This is a genomic window from Dactylosporangium sp. CS-047395 (assembly GCF_050942185.1).
Classification (GTDB): domain Bacteria; phylum Actinomycetota; class Actinomycetes; order Mycobacteriales; family Micromonosporaceae; genus Dactylosporangium.
Genome location: NZ_CP192015.1, coordinates 1,789,674 through 1,806,549, shown reverse-complemented (window position 1 = coordinate 1,806,549; position 16,876 = coordinate 1,789,674). Strand labels below are relative to the sequence as shown.

Annotated in this window: 17 protein-coding genes; 10 read left to right on the top strand and 7 right to left on the bottom strand. The window is 72.0% G+C overall.

Going from position 1 to position 16,876, the window contains the following annotated elements; translation table 11 throughout:
- Window positions 1–348 precede the first annotated feature (348 nt).
- Entirely contained in the window at window positions 349–825 is a 477-nt protein-coding gene (locus ACQP00_RS08335; protein WP_433216727.1) for a toxin-antitoxin system HicB family antitoxin, read from the bottom strand.
- Between the two features lie 111 nt (window positions 826–936).
- Between ACQP00_RS08335 and ACQP00_RS08330 the strand changes: the two genes are divergently transcribed.
- The 5 genes from ACQP00_RS08330 to ACQP00_RS08310 all read left to right on the top strand — a co-directional run bounded on the left by ACQP00_RS08330 (window position 937) and on the right by ACQP00_RS08310 (window position 5,553).
- On the top strand, window positions 937–1,983 hold the full coding sequence (locus ACQP00_RS08330; protein ID WP_433216724.1) for a thiamine pyrophosphate-dependent dehydrogenase E1 component subunit alpha: 1,047 nt from the start codon (window positions 937–939) through the stop codon (window positions 1,981–1,983).
- A gap of 104 nt (window positions 1,984–2,087) precedes the next feature.
- Window positions 2,088–3,029, top strand: a complete 942-nt coding sequence (locus tag ACQP00_RS08325; protein ID WP_433216721.1) for an ATP-binding cassette domain-containing protein — start codon at window positions 2,088–2,090, stop codon at window positions 3,027–3,029.
- Entirely contained in the window at window positions 3,026–3,778 is a 753-nt protein-coding gene (locus tag ACQP00_RS08320) for an ABC transporter permease (protein ID WP_433216718.1), read from the top strand. Before ACQP00_RS08325 ends, ACQP00_RS08320 begins: the two co-directional genes overlap by 4 nt.
- A gap of 111 nt (window positions 3,779–3,889) precedes the next feature.
- Complete coding sequence (locus ACQP00_RS08315) at window positions 3,890–4,921, top strand: virulence RhuM family protein (RefSeq protein ID WP_433216715.1); 1,032 nt, start codon at window positions 3,890–3,892, stop codon at window positions 4,919–4,921.
- A gap of 53 nt (window positions 4,922–4,974) precedes the next feature.
- Window positions 4,975–5,553, top strand: a complete 579-nt coding sequence (locus ACQP00_RS08310) for an HhH-GPD-type base excision DNA repair protein (protein ID WP_433216712.1) — start codon at window positions 4,975–4,977, stop codon at window positions 5,551–5,553.
- 8 nt (window positions 5,554–5,561) lie between these two features.
- Here ACQP00_RS08310 and ACQP00_RS08305 read toward each other — a convergent pair whose 3' ends face one another.
- Window positions 5,562–8,174 carry a GNAT family N-acetyltransferase gene (locus ACQP00_RS08305; RefSeq protein ID WP_433216709.1) on the bottom strand — a complete coding sequence of 871 codons (2,613 nt, stop codon included), beginning with the start codon at window positions 8,172–8,174 and terminating at the stop codon, window positions 5,562–5,564.
- Window positions 8,175–8,212: 38 nt separating this feature from the next.
- Between ACQP00_RS08305 and ACQP00_RS08300 the strand changes: the two genes are divergently transcribed.
- A complete protein-coding gene (locus ACQP00_RS08300; protein ID WP_433216706.1) occupies window positions 8,213–8,482 on the top strand; it encodes a DivIVA domain-containing protein in 270 nt (89 codons plus the stop codon).
- On the opposite strand, the gene ACQP00_RS08295 is transcribed toward ACQP00_RS08300, so the two are convergent.
- Entirely contained in the window at window positions 8,479–9,654 is a 1,176-nt protein-coding gene (locus tag ACQP00_RS08295) for an acetoin utilization protein AcuC (RefSeq protein ID WP_433216703.1), read from the bottom strand. The genes ACQP00_RS08300 and ACQP00_RS08295 overlap by 4 nt on opposite strands.
- Window positions 9,651–10,460 (bottom strand): sulfurtransferase, encoded by an 810-nt coding sequence (locus ACQP00_RS08290; protein ID WP_433216700.1) that lies wholly within the window; start codon window positions 10,458–10,460, stop codon window positions 9,651–9,653. The genes ACQP00_RS08295 and ACQP00_RS08290 overlap by 4 nt, the downstream gene beginning before the upstream one ends.
- A gap of 82 nt (window positions 10,461–10,542) precedes the next feature.
- Here ACQP00_RS08290 and ACQP00_RS08285 point away from each other — a divergent pair, with 82 nt between their 5' ends.
- The 3 genes from ACQP00_RS08285 (at window position 10,543) to ACQP00_RS08275 (ending at window position 12,985) form a co-directional block, all read left to right on the top strand.
- Window positions 10,543–11,193, top strand: coding sequence for a metal-dependent transcriptional regulator (locus ACQP00_RS08285; RefSeq protein ID WP_433066383.1), 651 nt, complete (start codon window positions 10,543–10,545; stop codon window positions 11,191–11,193).
- A 271-nt stretch (window positions 11,194–11,464) separates the two neighbouring features.
- Window positions 11,465–11,833: a winged helix-turn-helix transcriptional regulator gene (locus ACQP00_RS08280; RefSeq protein WP_433223770.1), complete on the top strand. Its 369-nt coding sequence runs from the start codon at window positions 11,465–11,467 to the stop codon at window positions 11,831–11,833.
- A 201-nt stretch (window positions 11,834–12,034) separates the two neighbouring features.
- A complete protein-coding gene (locus tag ACQP00_RS08275) occupies window positions 12,035–12,985 on the top strand; it encodes a hypothetical protein (RefSeq protein WP_433216697.1) in 951 nt (316 codons plus the stop codon).
- Between the two features lie 174 nt (window positions 12,986–13,159).
- On the opposite strand, the gene ACQP00_RS08270 is transcribed toward ACQP00_RS08275, so the two are convergent.
- Window positions 13,160–13,696 (bottom strand): hypothetical protein, encoded by a 537-nt coding sequence (locus tag ACQP00_RS08270; protein WP_433216694.1) that lies wholly within the window; start codon window positions 13,694–13,696, stop codon window positions 13,160–13,162.
- A 10-nt stretch (window positions 13,697–13,706) separates the two neighbouring features.
- On the bottom strand, window positions 13,707–14,888 hold the full coding sequence (gene lhgO / locus ACQP00_RS08265; protein WP_433216691.1) for an L-2-hydroxyglutarate oxidase: 1,182 nt from the start codon (window positions 14,886–14,888) through the stop codon (window positions 13,707–13,709).
- Window positions 14,889–14,957: 69 nt separating this feature from the next.
- Between lhgO and ACQP00_RS08260 the strand changes: the two genes are divergently transcribed.
- Entirely contained in the window at window positions 14,958–15,998 is a 1,041-nt protein-coding gene (locus tag ACQP00_RS08260) for a lysylphosphatidylglycerol synthase transmembrane domain-containing protein (protein ID WP_433216688.1), read from the top strand.
- Window positions 15,999–16,044: 46 nt separating this feature from the next.
- Here the strand turns inward: ACQP00_RS08260 and ACQP00_RS08255 are convergent, their stop codons facing one another.
- Window positions 16,045–16,782 carry an SDR family oxidoreductase gene (locus ACQP00_RS08255; RefSeq protein WP_433216684.1) on the bottom strand — a complete coding sequence of 246 codons (738 nt, stop codon included), beginning with the start codon at window positions 16,780–16,782 and terminating at the stop codon, window positions 16,045–16,047.
- Window positions 16,783–16,876 lie beyond the last annotated feature (94 nt).

The window sequence follows — 16,876 nt, the reverse complement described above, 5'->3', positions numbered from 1 at the left end:
TCCTCGCCGCCAGGACGCGCGGGCGCGGCCCGGCTCGACGACGACGGCTCGACGACGACGGCTCGACGACGACGGCTCGACGACGACGGCTCGACGACGACGGCTCAGCGACGACGGCAGCTCAACAACGACAGCTCGACCGCAACGGCAGGGACCGTGCGCTAACCCACCCAGCCGACGAAGGTGCCCTTGCCGCTCGGACGCGCGGGCGCCGCCAGGACGCGCGGGCGCCGCCAGGACGCGCGGGCGCCGCCAGGACGCGCGGGCGCGGCCCGGCTCGACGACGACGGCTCAGCGACGGCGGCAGCTCTACAACGACAGCTCGACCGCAACGGCAGCGACCGTGCGCTAACCCACCCAGCCGACGAAGGTGCCCTTGCCGCTCGGGCGCGCGGGCGGGGCCGGTTCGGCGGAGACGACCGCGGCCAGGGTGCGGGTCAGCCAGGCGTTGACCGACAGGCCCTCGCGCGCGGCGGCCTCCTCGATGCGTTGCTTGAGCTGTTCCGGCGGGCGGAAGTTGATCCGGCCGACCGGGCCCTCGGCCGCGACCTCGGCGTGGGGCGGCGGGGACGGCGGCGCGACGGGGTCGCCGTCCGGGGTGGTGACCACGAAGTACGGGTTGCGGTCGCGCACCCGGATCTCGACCGAGCCCGGGGCCAGGTCGCGGGTGATCTCGTCGGCCGCGTCGGACAGGACGTCGAACATGGCCAGCCGGGTCGCGGAGGCGACCGCCCCGGCGAGGCGTTCGGCCAGCGCGGCGTCGTCGGGACCCGCGGCCGCGAGCAGTTCGGCGCGCAGGCCCTCGACGTAGCGGGTCAGGTCCATGCCCGCCAGTATCGCGCAAGTATGGCGAATTGCATGGCGCCAGCGGCGCCATTGATCGGGCACCGGCGGCAGGATGATGATGCAGGCAGGTGACCCACACGGGAGATGGACATGATCCAGTTGTTGGCGCCGGACGGAACCCTGCGCCCGGACGAGGATGCGCCGCTCGAGGTGACCCCTGAGCTGTGCCGGGATCTACTGCGGGACATGGTGCTCGCGCGCCGCTTCGACGAGGAGGCCCACGCATTACAACGTCAGGGTGAGCTCGGGCTGTGGCTGATGGCGCTGGGCCAGGAGGCGGCCCAGGTCGGCTCGGTGCGGGCGCTCGACCCGCGCGACTACGTGTTCCCCAGTTACCGCGAGCAGGCCGCCGCGCGCTGCCGGGGCATCGGGCCGGCCGAGCTGATGGCCCAGTGGCGCGGCGTGACCCATTCGGGCTGGGATCCGGCCCGCTACCGCTTCCACATCTACAGCCTGGTGCTGGGCACCCAGACGCTGCACGCCACCGGGTACGCGGTCGGCGTCCGCCTCGACGGTGCCGACGAGGTCGTCCTGGCCTACTTCGGCGACGGCGCCAGCAGCCAGGGCGACGTCAACGAGGCGCTGAACTGGGCCGCGGTCGCGAACGCCCCGATCGTGTTCTTCTGCCAGAACAACCAGTGGGCCATCTCGACCTCGACGAGCCGGCAGATGGCGGCCCCGCTGCACCGCCGCGCGGTCGGCTTCGGGCTGGAGTCGTACCACGTGGACGGCAACGACGTCCTGGCCGTGCACGCGGTCACGGCGCGGGCGGCGGAGTCGGTGCGCGCGGGCGGGCCTCCGGTGCTGATCGAGGCCATGACGTACCGGATGGCGGGCCACAGCACCTCGGACGATCCGCGCCGGTACCGGTCGGACGCAGAGGTCGAGGCCTGGCGGCACCGCGACCCGATCGCCCGCCTGGAGCTGCTGGTCCGCACGCGGGGCTGGGCCGACGACGCGTACTTCGCTTCGCTGGCGGCTGAGTCGGACGCGGTGGCGGCAGAGACCCGGGCCGCCTGCCTGGCCATGCCGGACCCCGTGGTCAACGAGATGTTCGCGCACGTCCTGAGCGAGGAGACGGAGCTCGTGCGGTACCAGAGGGAATGGATGGAGGCTTATCACTCAACCCTTCTGTGAACGAAAAATGCCTTTTGTGAGCGATGCGCGCTTGTGCACATGGAACATCCGCACCCTCGGAGATGGCGCTTGAATGGCGCCATGAGTGGTGCCATAGTGGTGCCATGACCGACTCGGGCATCACGGTTTCCGGGCTGCGCAAGTCCTACGGCGGCAGCGCCGTCCTCGACGGCATCGACCTCGACGTCCCCGCCGGCGCGATCTTCTCCCTGCTGGGGCCCAACGGCGCCGGGAAGACCACGATGGTGCACATCCTGGCCACGCTGCTGCCGGCCGACGGCGGGACCGCCACCGTGGCCGGCCACGACCTGCGGCAGGACCCGGCCAAGGTACGTGGCGCCATTGGCGTCACCGGCCAGTTCTCGGCCGTCGACAACCTCCTCACCGGCGAGGAGAACCTGCTGCTGATGGCCGACCTGCTGCACCTGGGCCGGCGCGCGGGCCGGCGCCGCGCGGCCGAGCTGCTCGAGCGCTTCGAGCTGACCGAGGCGGCCCGGCGCACGCCCGCGACGTACTCCGGCGGCATGAAGCGCCGCCTCGACCTCGCCATGACCCTCGTCGGCGACCCGCGCGTCATCTTCCTCGACGAGCCGACGACCGGCCTCGACCCGCGCAGCCGCCGCACCGTCTGGGACATCGCGCGGCAGCTCGCGGCGGGCGGCGTGACGATCTTCCTGACCACGCAGTACCTCGACGAGGCCGACGAACTCGCCCGCCGCGTCGCGGTGCTGGACCACGGCCGCATCGTCGCGGAGGGCACCCCGGCCGAGCTGAAGCGCCGCGTCCCCGGCGCGCACGTCCGGCTCGCGTTCACCACGCCGGAGGCGCTCGCCGCGGCGGCCGCCCTGCTGCCGGGCGCGACCCGCGACGAGGAGGAACTGGCGCTTCGGGTCCCTGGCGACGGTACCGTCGAAGCCCTTCGGATCTTGCTCGACCGCCTCGAATCGGGCGGCGTCGAGCCCGACACGCTCACAGTGCACACCCCGGACCTCGACGACGTCTTCTTCGCCCTGACCGGCCACCTCACCGAGGAGCGCGTGGCATGACCGACGCCCTGACCATGCTGCGGCGCGACCTGCTGCACAACCGCCGCAACCCGTCCACGATGTTCGGCGCCCTGATCGCGCCCATCCTGATGCTGCTCATGTTCGTCTACATCTTCGGCGCCGCGACCGACGTCGGCACCGCCGCCTACCTCGCCTACGTCACCCCCGGCATCGTCGTGCTCTGCATCGGCTACAGCGTCGGCCAGACGGCGGTGGCCGTGGCCACGGACATGAACGAGGGCATCATCAACCGCTTCCGCACGATGGGCATCTCCCGCGCCGCGGTCCTCACCGGCCGGGTCCTCGGCACGGTCCTGCGCACGCTGCTGTGCGTGGCCCTCATTCTCGGATTGACGATCCTTCTGGGGTACCGCCCGCACGCCACCCTCCTCGGCTGGCTCACGGTCGCGGGCATCGTGGCGCTGGCCTCCTTCGCCGCCGCCTGGCTGACGACCGCCATGGGCCTGTCAGTACGCACCGTCGTGGCCGCGTCCTACGCGGCGTTGCCCGTGACCCTGCTGCCCATTTTGAGCAGCGCGTTCGCCCCGGCCGAGCGGATGTCGCCGGGGGTGCGGGCGTTCACGGAGCATCAGCCGTACACGCCGATCATCGAGTCGTTGCGGTCCGCGCTGAACGGGGCGCCGGGTGGGGCGGATCTGGTGTGGGCGGTGGGCTGGTCGGTGGCGATGGCCCTGCTGGGGTACTTCTGGGCCCGGGCGCGCTTCACCCGCCCGCCAACCCCCCGATGAGGCGGTTCGCCCCGATGCGCTCCGGCGTCGACGGGGAACGGTTTCGCATCTAATGGCCACACGGCCTATAGTGATCCCGCACTTTGCCGATGCGGAACCGGACGGAGAGTTATGGTTGACCATGCCGGAGAGATCATCCTCTATCGCAGCGATGACGGTGGCTCGGTCGTGCAGCTGCGGGCTGTCGATGGGACGGTCTGGCTGACGCAGCTGGAGATCGCCGAGTTGTACGGAACCTCGAAGCAGAACATCCAGCAGATCATTGACCGCGTCTTGACCGACGGCGAAGTGAGCGAGGCAACTGTCAACTCTGAGTTGACAGTTCGAACCGAGGGCTCGCGTCAGGTGCAGCGCGAGTTGAAGATCTACAACCTGGACATGATTCTGGCGATCGGCTATCGCGCGACCACTCCACGAGCCGTGCAGTTTCGGCAGTGGGCCACCACGGTGCTGTCGGAGTATCTGGTCAAGGGCTTCGCCATGCAGGACCAACGCCTCAAGGACGCTCAGGCGGCCGATTACTTCGAAGAGCTGCTGGCGCGCATCCGGGACATCCGTGCGTCGGAGAAGCGGTTCTACCAGAAGGTGCGGGAAATCTTCGCCACCACGAGCGCTGATTACTCGCCGACCGCCATCGTCGCCAAGACGTTCTTCGCCACGATCCAGAACAAGCTGCTCTATGCCGTCACCGGCCACACGGCCGGCGAGCTCATCGTGGCCCGGGCGGACGCCTCTTCCCCGTCGATGGGCCTGACCACCTGGGCCGGTCGGCAGATTCGAAAGTCGGACGCCACAGTCGCGAAAAACTACCTTGCTCAGGAAGAGATGACCGACCTCAATCGGCTCACCAACATGTTCCTGGACTTCGCGGAAGATCGGGCCCGACGGCGGCAGCAGATCCTGATGGCGGAATGGGTCGAGCGCACGGACGCGTTCCTGACCTTCAACGAGCGCGACGTTTTGAGCAACGCGGGTCGAGTGTCGGCCGCCGACGCGGAGGGGGAGGCCGGTCGCGTGTACGCCGAGTTCGACGGTCGGCGCCGCGAGCGCGAAGCGCAGGAAGCCCGCGAGGAAGAGGAACGCGATCTCGCTGCTCTAGCGGAAATCGAACGGCGCCTTCAGGGGTCGGCCGGCCCAGGATGAACGGTCGTCGGTCCGGTGTCGGTCGAGGGCTCCAGCGGTGGAAGATGGTTGGCATGGCCATGACGCTGCCGATCGACGATGCCGCGAACGAATACCTGACACGCAGCCCGCTCGCCTTGCTTCTGGGCATGACGCTCGACCAGCAGATCCCGCTCGAAAAGGCGTTCTCCTCGCCGTACGTGCTGGCCCAGCGGCTCGGCCACGAGCCCACCGCGCACGAGCTGGCCGAGTTCGACCCCGAGGCGCTACTGCCCATCTTCGCCACGCCGCCGGCGTTGCACCGCTTCCCCAAGGCCATGGCCGTCCGCGTGCAGGAGGTGTGCCGCGCCCTGGCCGACCGCTACGACGGGGACCCGGCCGGGCTGTGGGAGGGCGTCGCGGACGGCAACGAGCTGCTCCGCCGCGTGCAGGGGCTGCCGGGCTTCGGCAAGCAGAAGGCCCAGATCTTCGTCGCCCTTCTTGGCAAGCAGTACGGCGTCCAACCCGAGGGCTGGCGCGCGGCCGCGGGCGCCTATGGCGACGAGGGCTCCCACAAGTCGGTCGCCGACATCGTGGACGGGCCGTCGCTGGCGAAGGTGCGCGAGTACAAGAAGCAGATCAAGGCCGAAGCCAAGGCCGCCAAGGCGCAGTAGGGCTCGGGTCAGAGGCGGCGGGGGCCGCTGTCCGGGCGGGGCTGGTGGGGCGCGAACTCGGCGCTCGCGTGCAGCACCGCCAACCCGGACGGCCGGGCCAGCACCGGGTTCAGCGTCAGCGAAGACAGCGCCGGCTGCTCGTCCACCAACCGCCCCACCCGCAGCAGCAGGTCGGCCAGCGCGTCGAGATCCACAGGGTCGGCCCCGCGGTACCCGGTCAGCAACGGCGCCGCTCGCGGGGCTCGTACCAACGCGGCCGCGTCGCGGTCCGTCAACGGAACGGGGCGCCACGCGCGGTCGCCGAGGAGATCCGCCGCCTCGCCGCCGAGGCCGAAACCAACAACTGGCCCGAAGGACGGGTCATCGACGACCTCGACGACGCACGCGACGCCGGGCGCCACCATCGGCTGCACGACGACCTCGACGCCCAGGCCGAACAGCCGCTCCAGCTCCTGGTACGCCTCCGCCACCGCCGCGGGAGTGGTCAGGTTCAGCCGTACGGCGCCCAGGTCGATCCGGTGCCGCCACGGCTTCGTCGCCACCTTCAAGGCCACCGGCAGCCCCGCTGCGACGGCCACGGACACGACCTGCGGGCCGGAAGCCCAGGCGCTCGGTACAACAGGAATGCCATAGGCGGCGAGCAACGCATCCGCCTCGCCGCGGTCGCCCAGGCCCGAGACGGCCAAGCGGGTGGCGATCTCGGTGCCCTGCGCCGAATGCACGCCGGGAAGGTCGGGGAGCGAACCGATCGGCTCGCGACGCCACGCGGCGTAGCGGGCCACGCGGCCCAGGGCGCGTACCGCCTCCTCGATGGCCGGGAACATCGGCAGGGCGATCGGGTCCTCGTCGCCGTAGGCCGGGGCCACCGTGAAGGACGGGTCGGCCGGCATGACCACGGCGAGGGGCCGGGGCGCGCCCGCCGTGGACACCCGCAGGAGCTCGGCCACGCCCAGCTGGTCGCGCTCGGCCAGGGCCGGGGCATACGCCGCGACCACCGCGTCCACGGACTCGTCGTCCAGGGCGGCGTGGACGGCGCGCACGAAGTCCACGTCGTTGACCGCAGGACCCAGATCCCGTGGGTACCCCTCAGCTATCCGCAATCCCGCCGCCGGGGCCTTGGCCACGGTCAGGACGCCCAGCGCGGCCGCGTTGGTGACGACGGCGATGCGGTCGCCGGTCGGCAGCGGGCGCCCCGCGATCAGCAGGCCGACGTCGAACAGCTCGGCCACGGTGTCCACGCGGATGACGCCGGAGCTGGCGAACAGGGCCGCCACGCCGCGCGCGTCCGGGCCGACCGTGACCGCGTCCAGTGCGGGCGGGCGGACGGGGCTGGCCACGGCCGCGACGGGCTTGCGGCGGGCCAGTTCCCGGGCGATGCGGGCGAACTTGCGCGGGTTGCCGAAGGTCTCCAGATAAAGCAGTACCGCGTCGGTGTGCGGGTCCTCGCGCCAGTACTGCAGCGCGTCGTTGCCCGACACGTCCGCGCGGTTGCCGGCCGAGATGAACGTCGACAGGCCCAGGCCGCGGCGGTCGGCCTCGGCCAGCAGTGCCGTGCCCAGCGCGGCCGACTGGCTGAAGAAGCCGACGCGGCCCGCGCGCGGGAGCAGCGGGGCGAGGGTGGCATTGAGCCGTACACCCGGATCGGTGTTCGCCACACCCAGGCAGTTCGGGCCGACGAGGCGCATGCCGTGCTCGCGCACCGCCCGCAGCAGGGCCGCCTGCGCGTCCGCGCCCGCGGGGCCGGACTCCGCGAAGCCGGCGGAGACGATCACGAGGCCGTGCACGCCCGCCGCGGCGCAGTCGGCGAGCACCGTCGGGACTACGTCGGCGGGGACGGCGATCACGGCGAGGTCGACACCGGCAGTACCAGAGAGGCTTGAAACCGCCGGAAGCCCGCCGACGACTGGCGCCGATGGATGGACCGGCACCAGCTTTCCGGCGAAGCCGGCGCCCTTGAGGTGGGCCAGGAGGGCGGCGCCGATGCCCGAACCGCCCGCGCGGGCGCCGTAGACGGCGACGCCGCGCGGGTTGAGCAGCCGGGCGATCGAGCGGGCCTCCGCGCGCTGCTCGCGGGTCTGCTGCACGCGCAGGGAGTCGGGGGTGGCCTTGATCGGGAACCACAGGTGCACGACGCCGTCGGCGAACTCGCGCTCGATGTGGAAGCCGGCGGCCATGAACACGCGCAGCATGGGCTGGTTGACGGGCAGGACGTCGGCCTCGAACTCGGTGATGCCCTCGGTGCTCGCCGCGGCGACCAGGTGCTCGATGAGCACCGAGCCGATCCCGCGGCCCTGGTGCGCGTCCTCGACCACGAACGCGACCTCGGCCTGATGGGAGCCGGTGCCCAGCCGGTCGTACCGGCCGACCGCGATCAGTTCGCCGGAATGCTCGACGACGAACGCCTCCCGATCGTGGTGATCGACGTTCACGAAGCGGTCGAGGTCGCGCTGCGGGATCCGGGGGTACGCCGAGAAGTACCGCAGATACCGCGTGCGCTCCGAGAACCGCGAGTGCAGCGCCACGATCCGGTCGGCGTCGTCGGGCCGGATCGGTCGCAAGTGGACGGTGGTGCCGTCGGAGAGCAGCACATCCGCGGCCCGCGTGGCCGAAACGTCGTTCACCCGCATAGTTTCCACCCGTCTGGGTTACGGTGTCTGCCATGATGCTGACCCCGGCGGATGTGCAGGCGGTGCGGTTCGCCAAGGCGCCGTTCGGCAAGCGCGGGTACGACGAGGACGAGGTCGACCAGTTCCTCGACGTCGTCGCGCAGACCCTCATCGCGCTGCAGGACGAGCTCGCCACCCTGCGCCTGACGGCCGCGCCGGACGCGTCGTACGGCACGTCGCCGGCGGCCGAGACCGAGATGCTCGCCGAGCTCGACCGCATCAAGCAGCGCCTGTCCCGCCTGGAGGCCGCGGTCCGCCATTAGTCGCGGGGGTCGTGAGGGTCCAGGCCGAAGAAGGGGAACGACAGCCGCCTCGTGGCCATGATGGTCCGGTCGATCGCGTCCGGGGACTCGCCCGGCACCCAGGGGACGTAGCTCGTGCCGCCGCCGTCGGTCATCGTGCGCGGCAGCGGGGCGCCCGGCCGGCGCGCGGACGCGAGCGCGCGCCACTCCTCCGGCAGCTCCAGCGCCGGGTCGAGCTCCTCCCCCGTCACCACCGCGAGCAGGTGCGTCCAGGCCCGGGGCACGCACTCGACCAGCGCGTAGCCGCCGCCCCCGCTCGCCACCCACTTGCCGCCGGCGACCTCCTGCGCCAGGTCGCGCAGCGCGAGGTACGCCGCGCGCTGGCCGTCCACGGTGAGCCGGAGGTTGGCCAGGGGGTCGTGGTGGTACGTGTCCGCGCCGCACTGGGTGAACAGCAGCTGAGGCCGGAACGCGCGCAGCACGCCGGGCACCACCGCGTGGAAGGCGCGCAGCCAGCCCGCGTCGTCGGTGCCGGGCGGCAGCGCGACGTTGACCGCCGAGCCGGGCGCGTCCGGGCCGCCGGTCTCGTCGGGGAAGCCGGTGCCCGGGAACAGCGTGCGCGGCGACTCGTGCAGGCTCACGGTGAGCACCCGCGGGTCGTTCCAGAACACCGTCTGCACGCCGTCGCCGTGGTGCACGTCGATGTCGACGTACGCCACGCGCTCCGCACCGAGCTCCAGCACCCGCTTGATCGCGATGGCCGGATCGTTGTACACGCAGAAGCCCGCTGCCCGGTCCGGCATCGCGTGGTGCAGCCCGCCGGAGATGCTGACCGCGCGGTCCGCGTCCCCGGTCCAGACCGCCTCGGCCGCGCGCCGCGTCGCGCCGGTGATGAGCGCGCTCGCGTCGTGCATGCCGGCGAAGGTCGGATTGTCGGTGGTACCGAGGCCCATGATGTTGATCCGCCGGCCCGTCGAGGCCGCCTTGACGACCGCGATGTAGTCGGGATCGTGCACGGTTTCGAGCATGGCGTCGGTGGCCTGCTCGGCCCGCTCCAGCCTGACCCCCGCACGGTCGAGCACGCCGAGGCGACGGGCCAGGTCCATGGTCAGCTCGACGCGCACCGGGTCGAGGGGATGATCCCCCATGTCGTACTGCAGGAGCCGCTCGTCCCACACCACCAACGTGCTCATGCGGCCTCCGTTTCGATCGGGCGGCTCGGATCGGTGATCCAGTGGCTCCACGATCCCACGTAGAGCGCGGCGTCCTCGCCCTGCTCATAGAGCGCGAGCACGAGCTGGGCCGCGGTGACTCCGGATCCGCAATAGGCCCCGACGTTTCCGGTTTTTCGCGTCGGTACCGTCTGCAGAAGCCCATCCGCGTCAACCGTTTCGGCCGCCGGAAGGTTGACGGCGCCCGGGATGTGGCCGGCGACCGGATCGACGGGTTCGGTCTCGCCGCGGTACCGGGCGGGGACGCGCGCATCGAGCAGAGTGTTAGCTGGATCGCTCGCGTCGGCCTCGGTCCAGACCGGCATGCCCCCAGGTGCGACCGTTACGTCGCCTTCGTCCGGTTCGGCGGCCTCGGTCGTCACGGGCTGTCCGGCTTTGATCCACGTGGCGTAACCGCCATCGAGAACTCTGACGTTCTCGATGCCCGCCCAGCGCAGCGTCCACCAGGCGCGCGCCGCGGCCCCGGTAGGATTGGGCCCGCCTGCGTCGTACACCACTACCGGGTGGCCGGCGCGGACCCCAAGTCTCCGCAGCGTGACCTCCAGCGCCGCGGGATCGGGCAGCGGATGGCGCCCACCGGCGCCCGGCGGCCCACAGAGGTCTTCGTCGAGATCGGCGAAGACCGCGCCAGGCAGATGACCGGCGTCGTACGCGACCCGGCCGTCCTTCGCGAGGGTCCAGCGCACATCGAGAAGAGTCGGCGGTTGGGCGGACCGCACCAGCTCGGCGAGAGCGGCGACGTTCAAGATCGCCCGGTTGGCTGTCACGCTCCAATCTTGTCGTACGCAGCGAGTACCATCGCGTACCGGGAGGGCATGGGCAGTGAACGACTTGGTCGACACCACCGAGATGTACCTGAAGACGATCCTCGAACTCGAAGAGGAGGGCGTCGTCCCCAAGCGCGCCCGAATCGCGGAGCGCCTGCACCAGAGCGGCCCCACCGTGAGCCAGACCGTGGCCCGCATGGAGCGCGACGGCCTGCTCATCGTCGAGGGCGACCGCCACCTGGCACTGACCGACCTGGGCCGCGAGCACGCGGTCGCGGTCATGCGCAAACACCGCCTCGCCGAGCTGCTGCTCGTGAACGTGATCGGCCTGCCCTACGAGGAGGCCCACGAGGAGGCGTGCCGCTGGGAGCACGTCATGAGCGACGCGGTCGAGCAGCGGGTCTACGAGCTGCTGGGGCGGCCGACGCGCTCGCCGTACGGCAACCCGATCCCCGGCCTCGACGGCCTGCGCGGCGACGCCCCTGACGAGGACCCCGACCCCGAGCGCAACCTGGCCTTCCCGGGCCTGGCCGGCGCCGTGGTCGTGAGCCGCATCTGCGAGTCCGTCCAGACCGACGCCGACGTCCTGCGCCAGCTCCACACCGCGGGCATCGACCCCGGCGCCACCGTCACCGTGGCCCAGGAACGCGACGGCGTCTCGATCGACCGCGAGGGCGAACGCATCCGCCTGCCCCGCGAGGTCGCATCGCGCGTCTTCGTGGCCGCGGCTTAGTTCTGCTTCGGTCGTCGCCGTGTCTGTCGCTCCCGAGGTCCCACCGCCCGGGCTCGCCCACGACACGGCGTCGACCACCCACGGCGGCCCCGCCGGCTCGACCGGCGATGGTCCAGCCGCGGCCGGCCTGACCACCGCTGGCCCAACCACCGCTGGCCCAGCTGTGGCCCTGCACGGCGGCCGCGGATCGAACGTGGCCCAGCAGGACACACGTGGGCCGCACGGGGCGCCGATCCCACCTGGTTCGCCCGACTCGTGCGACGGCCCCTCGGTGGCCACGTCGGCGGCGTGCGACGGGGCGCCGTCGTGCTCGGTCGAGGACGTGCTGGATCGGATCGGGTCCAAGTGGAGCGTGTGCATCCTGGTCGCCGCCTCACCGGGGCCGATCCGGTTCTCGGCGCTGGAGCGGACCATCCCGGGGATCAGCCGGCGGATGCTGACGCTGACCCTGCGCAACCTGGAACGGGACGGGCTCGTGGTGCGGACGAGCTATCCGACGGTGCCGCCGCGCGTCGAGTATTCGCTCACACCGATGGCGCTCGAGTTGCAGGCCGCCCTGGTCGCGCTCACCACCTGGGCCCGCCGCCATCAGACGGACGTCGCCGAGTCGCGGGCCCGCTACGACGACCGCGCGCCGTAGCCGGGGCCTCGTCCTCCCCGGAGATCGCGCGCCCTGGAGATCTACACGCAGCGAAATTCGCTCCATGCGCACAATCCGACATTTCACGATTTGTCGCCTGGGCTGCTTTGGGCGTGGCGGGATGAGATTGGTGCCACCCCGACGGCATGACTGGGGTCGCAACCGGCCGGCGGGGGAAATTTCGGCACTTAGCCTGAGTTGGTGGGATTCGACCGCGCCTTCTCCGACGAGCCGCTCGAAAAGGCGCTCTGGGCCCTGGCCGACGACGGCGACCCCTCCGCCGCGCTCGAGCTGATCGCCGCCACCGACGACCCGGTGCACCGGGAGCACGCGGTGGCCATCCTCGGGGGCGGCGGGGCGCTGCGGGTCGAGGTGCTGCGGGAGGTGGCGGCGCAGCAGGCGTACCGGCCCGAGCGGTGGCTCCTGCTCGGCGCCTCGCTCGCGGCCGCGGCCTGGTCGGTGCGCGAGGACAACCACGCCAAGCCGGTGGTGACCGAGCGGCTGGTGCAGGAGCAGCAGGCGCTCGTGGCGGAGGCGCGCTCGGCCCTGCGGCAGGCCGCCGCGCTCTCGCGGGACGACCCGGTGCCGTGGAGCGAGCTCTCCGGGGCCGTGGTCTGCGCGCCGCTGCACCGCACCGAGGCGGCCGACACGTTCAAGCGGGCCTGCATCCTGGCCCCGGACCTCTACGGGGCGCACACCCGGCACCTCACCGGCCTCACCCGACGCTGGTACGGCAGCCAGGACAAAGTTATCGCCTTCGCCCGCACCCGCACGGAGCAGCGGCCGGACGGTCACCCGCTGCACGCCCTCGTCGCGCTGGCGCACATCGAGGGCTACGTCGACGGCCTGCTGCGCGGCACCGTGGTCGGCCGGTTCTGGCGCGCATGGCGGTACTTCGCCGACTCCACGGTCCGCCGCGAGACCGACGCCGCCGCCGAGCGCCTCCTCGCCGGCTACGACGACTTCGTCGACCACCCCTGGACGATGAGCGCCCACCAGGCGTTCGCGGCCCTGTACCACCAGGCCGGCGAGCCCGACCGGGCCAAGGTGCACCTGGAACTGGGCGGCGAGCGCGCGGCGGTCTGGCCCTGGCGCTACTTCGGCGAGCCCGAAGAGCTCTTCGCCGCCGCCCGTACCGCGTCGGGGCTCTAAAGAGCGAGCGCGCGGCGGTCTGGCCCTGGCGCTACTTCGGCGAGCCCGAGGAGCTCCTCGCCGCCGCCCGTACCGCGTCGGGGCTCTGAAGAGCGAGCGCGCGGCGGTCTGGCCCTGGCGGTACTTCGGCGAGCCCGAGGAACTCTTCGCCGCCGCCCGTACCGCGTCGGGGATCTAGAGGCTGCTGAGATCGATCAGCTTGGCCAGCTCGATCATCTTCGGCATCGCCTCGGCCGCCTTGTCGTCGGGGTTGCCCGGCGCCAGGCGCAGCGAGAGCTTGATGATGCGCTTGTTGCCGGCCAGCCAGCCGACCTCCACGCCCGGGCCGGCCTTCTCGGCGGCAGGGGTCTGCATCTGGTACCCCACCAGGCCCAGCCCCTCGACCGTCTGAGCGTCCTTCGGCTGTACGTCCGAGCCGAACACGTCGGGCCCGATGCCCGTCGTGCTGACGGAGAGCACCAGGTCCGGGTAGGAGCCGCCGGCCGACTGCAGCACGCAGGAGAACGTGTTGTCCATCGAGGCGCCGGCGGCGATCGACAGGTTCAGCCCCAGCTTGGTGTTGACCATGCCGAAGTCGAGCAGCTGGCAGGCGCCCCCGGCGGCGGCCGCCGGAGCGGTCGAGGCCTGGGCGGCCGGGCTCGCGCCGGCGTCGTCGCACCCGGCGGCGAGCGTCGCGGACAGGGCAACAACAGCGAGCAGCACCCTTCGCACGACGCGCACCCTATACCGGCAACCGGGCGGTGATGTACTTGGCGATCTCCAGTGAACTCGTCGCGGCCGGCGAGGGCGCGTTGAGGACGTGGACCTGGCGACCTTCCGTGACGATGAGGAAGTCGTCGACCAGGTCCCCGGCCGGCGTGATCGCTTGCGCGCGGACGCCCGCCTCAGCCGGTACAAGATCCGCGGTTGTGATTGAAGGCACCAGACGGGCCAGGCTTTCGGCGAATCGGCGCTTGGACAGGGAGCGGCGCACCTCGGTCAGGCCGTAGCGCAGGTGCTTGCGGCCGAGCGCCCACAGGCCCCGGTAGGTGGCGGCGTCGGCCACGTCGCGCGGCCGGACCCGGCCCCACGTGTAGCCCTCGCGCGCCATCGCGAGCACCGCGTTCGGCCCGGCGTGGACGCTCCCGTCGACCATCTTCGTGAGGTGCACGCCGAGGAACGGGAACTGCGGGTCGGGCACCGGGTAGATGAGGCCGTTGACGAGGTGGCGGCGGTCGGGGCGCAGCTCGTAGTACTCGCCGCGGAACGGGATGATGCGCGCGGGCGGGCTGATGCCGGCCATCCGAGCCACCCGGTCGGCGTGCAGGCCCGCGCAGTTGACGACGGCGTCGGCGGTCAGGTCCCCGGTCGTCGTGCGCACCACGACCTCGCGCGCGGACGCGCGGATGCCCACCACGGCGGTGTTCAGCCGCAGCGTCGCGCCCGCCTTCTCGGCCAGCTCGGCGAGCTTCACGCAGACGGCCTTGTAGTCGGCGATCCCGGTCGACGCGACGTGGATGCCCTCGACGCAGGCGACCTCCGGCTCGTACTCGCGCGCCTCGCCCTGGCTCACCATGCGCACCGGCAGCCCGTTGGCCGACGCCCGCTCGTACAGCGCGCGGAGGCGTGGCAGCTCCTCCGCCGCGGTCGCGACGATGAGCTTGCCGGTGACCTTGTGGGCGATGCCGTGCTCGGCGCAGAACTCGACCATCGACGCGCTGCCGGCCTTGCACAGTGTGGCCTTGAGGCTACCGGGCTTGTAGTACACCCCGGCGTGGATGACGCCGGAGTTGTGCCCGGTCTGGTGGACACCCCAGCCGGCCTCCTTCTCCACGACCGTGACCCGAGCGTCGGGCCGGTCCTGGACGAGCCGCTGGGCCGTCGCCAGCCCGACGATGCCCCCACCGATGACGATGTACCGCACGGGCCGACTCCATTCACCTCGGATCGCGCCATCTTAGGGGTCTCAGATGGCGTGCTAGCGTGACCGACCGTGAGTGGGGTGGCAATGGACGACGGGACGCAGGCCCCGGCGGTGGCGAAGAAACCGGCCCGCCCCTGGCGCGCCCGCGCGATCCAGGCGGTCCGCATCCTCGCGGCGCTGGCGATCGCGTACTTCATCGTCGCCACCACGGTCCAGCAGTGGTCCTCGGTCTCGGCGACCTTCCGCAGCCTCTCGTGGCCGTCCCTGGGCGCCTCGCTCGCCTGCGCGGTCGCGTGCCTGTGGGCCACGATGATGGCCTGGCGCGCGATGGTCGGCAATCTCGACCACCCCCTGCGCGTGCGCGACGCCGCGCCGATCCAGCTCATCGGAGCGTTAGGAAAATACCTCCCTGGTACCGTCTGGGCGTACGTCGTCCAGATGGAGCTCGGCCGCCGCGTGGGCGTCTCCCGCGCCAAGGTCTTCATCGGCTCGGCCGTCGTCACCGGCCTGGGCGTCACCGTCGGCCTGGTGCTGACCGCTCCGGGCTTCGGCGTGGCCTTCGACGGCGCGGACGCGAGCGAGCACCGCACCTTCGCCCAGCTGGCCGTCTGGTGCGCGGTGATCCTGCTGCCGTTCGGCCTGGCGTGCTGCTACCCGCCGCTGCTGACGTACCTGGTCGGCCGGGCCATGCGCATCCTGCGCCGCCCCGCCCTGGACCGCCCGATCACCTGGCGCCCGGTCCTGGTGAGCAGCGCCTGGTGCGCGGTGGGCTACCTCGCGGCGGGCCTGCACATCTTCTTCCTGGTGCGCTCGCACCTGCCCGGCATCCACGGGATCATCGGGTCGGTCTTTGCCATGGCGCTCGCGATGAGCATCAGTACCTTCGTGATCGTCGCGCCGTCGGGCCTGGGCGCGCGCGAGTTCCTGATGGCGATCGCGCTGGCCGGCTTGGGCGTACCGTGGCCGACCGCCTGGGCGCTGACCCTGGTCTCGCGGCTGCTGTTCACGCTGGCGGACGTGGCGGCGGCGGGCGTGTCGGCGGCGGTGGGGCTGCGGCGGATCCGGCACACGGCTCCGCCGGTGCAGCCGGAGCCGGACGTCGCTTCCTGAGCTACGCCTCCGCGCGGTGGCGCAGGTAGTCCAACCCGGTCGCCGTTCACGCCTCCGCGCGGTCGCGCAGGTAGTCCTCCCAGGTCACCGTGCCGAGGGCGTGGTTCGGTGCCAGGTGGCCGCCCGCGCGGTAGCCACGGAACGTCTTGCCCGGTAGGCGGAGCGGGGCGAGGGGGCGGCGCTTGCCGTACACCTGGAGGAATCCGCGGAACAGGTCCTTGACCGGCCGCACCTCGGGCCCGCCGAAGTCCTCCTCCACGGGCGCCGCGCCGTTGCGGAGGGAGGCGCTGACCGCCGCCAGCCGCCGCGCGACGTCGCGGGTGTCGACCGGCTGGAGGTCGAAGGCGGGGTAGAACATGACCGGCAGTCGCGCGGACGCGCGGGCCAGGGTGAAGAGCAGGTCGTGGAACTGCGTCGCGCGGAAGATCGAGCCGCCGCGCGCCCGCACGAGGTGCTCGACGGCCAGCTTCTGGCGGTAGTACGGCAGGGGCACGCGGTCGACGCCGACGATCGAGACGTACAGCAGGTGCTGCTCGGGCTTGAGCGCACCCAGCAGCCGCTCGGCCGCGCGTACGTCCCGCCGCCCGTCGGTCGCGGCGTGGATGACGAGCCCGGCCCCGTCGAGCGCGGCTGCCAGGCCCTCGCCCGTCAGCAGGTCGGCCCGCGCCATGCCGGACGCCGACCGGCTCATACCGCGGGCGGGGAGGCCGCGTTCTTCGAGCTCCCGCATCAGGACGCGACCGAGCTTTCCGGTCGCGCCGGTCACCAGCGTCACCCCGTCCACCTGGCCGCCTCTCCCTGGAACGTCGTCAGACCGTCCACCTGACCGCCCCTCCCCCCGAGCGTCGTCACCCGTCGACCTGTCCGGCCCTCACCGG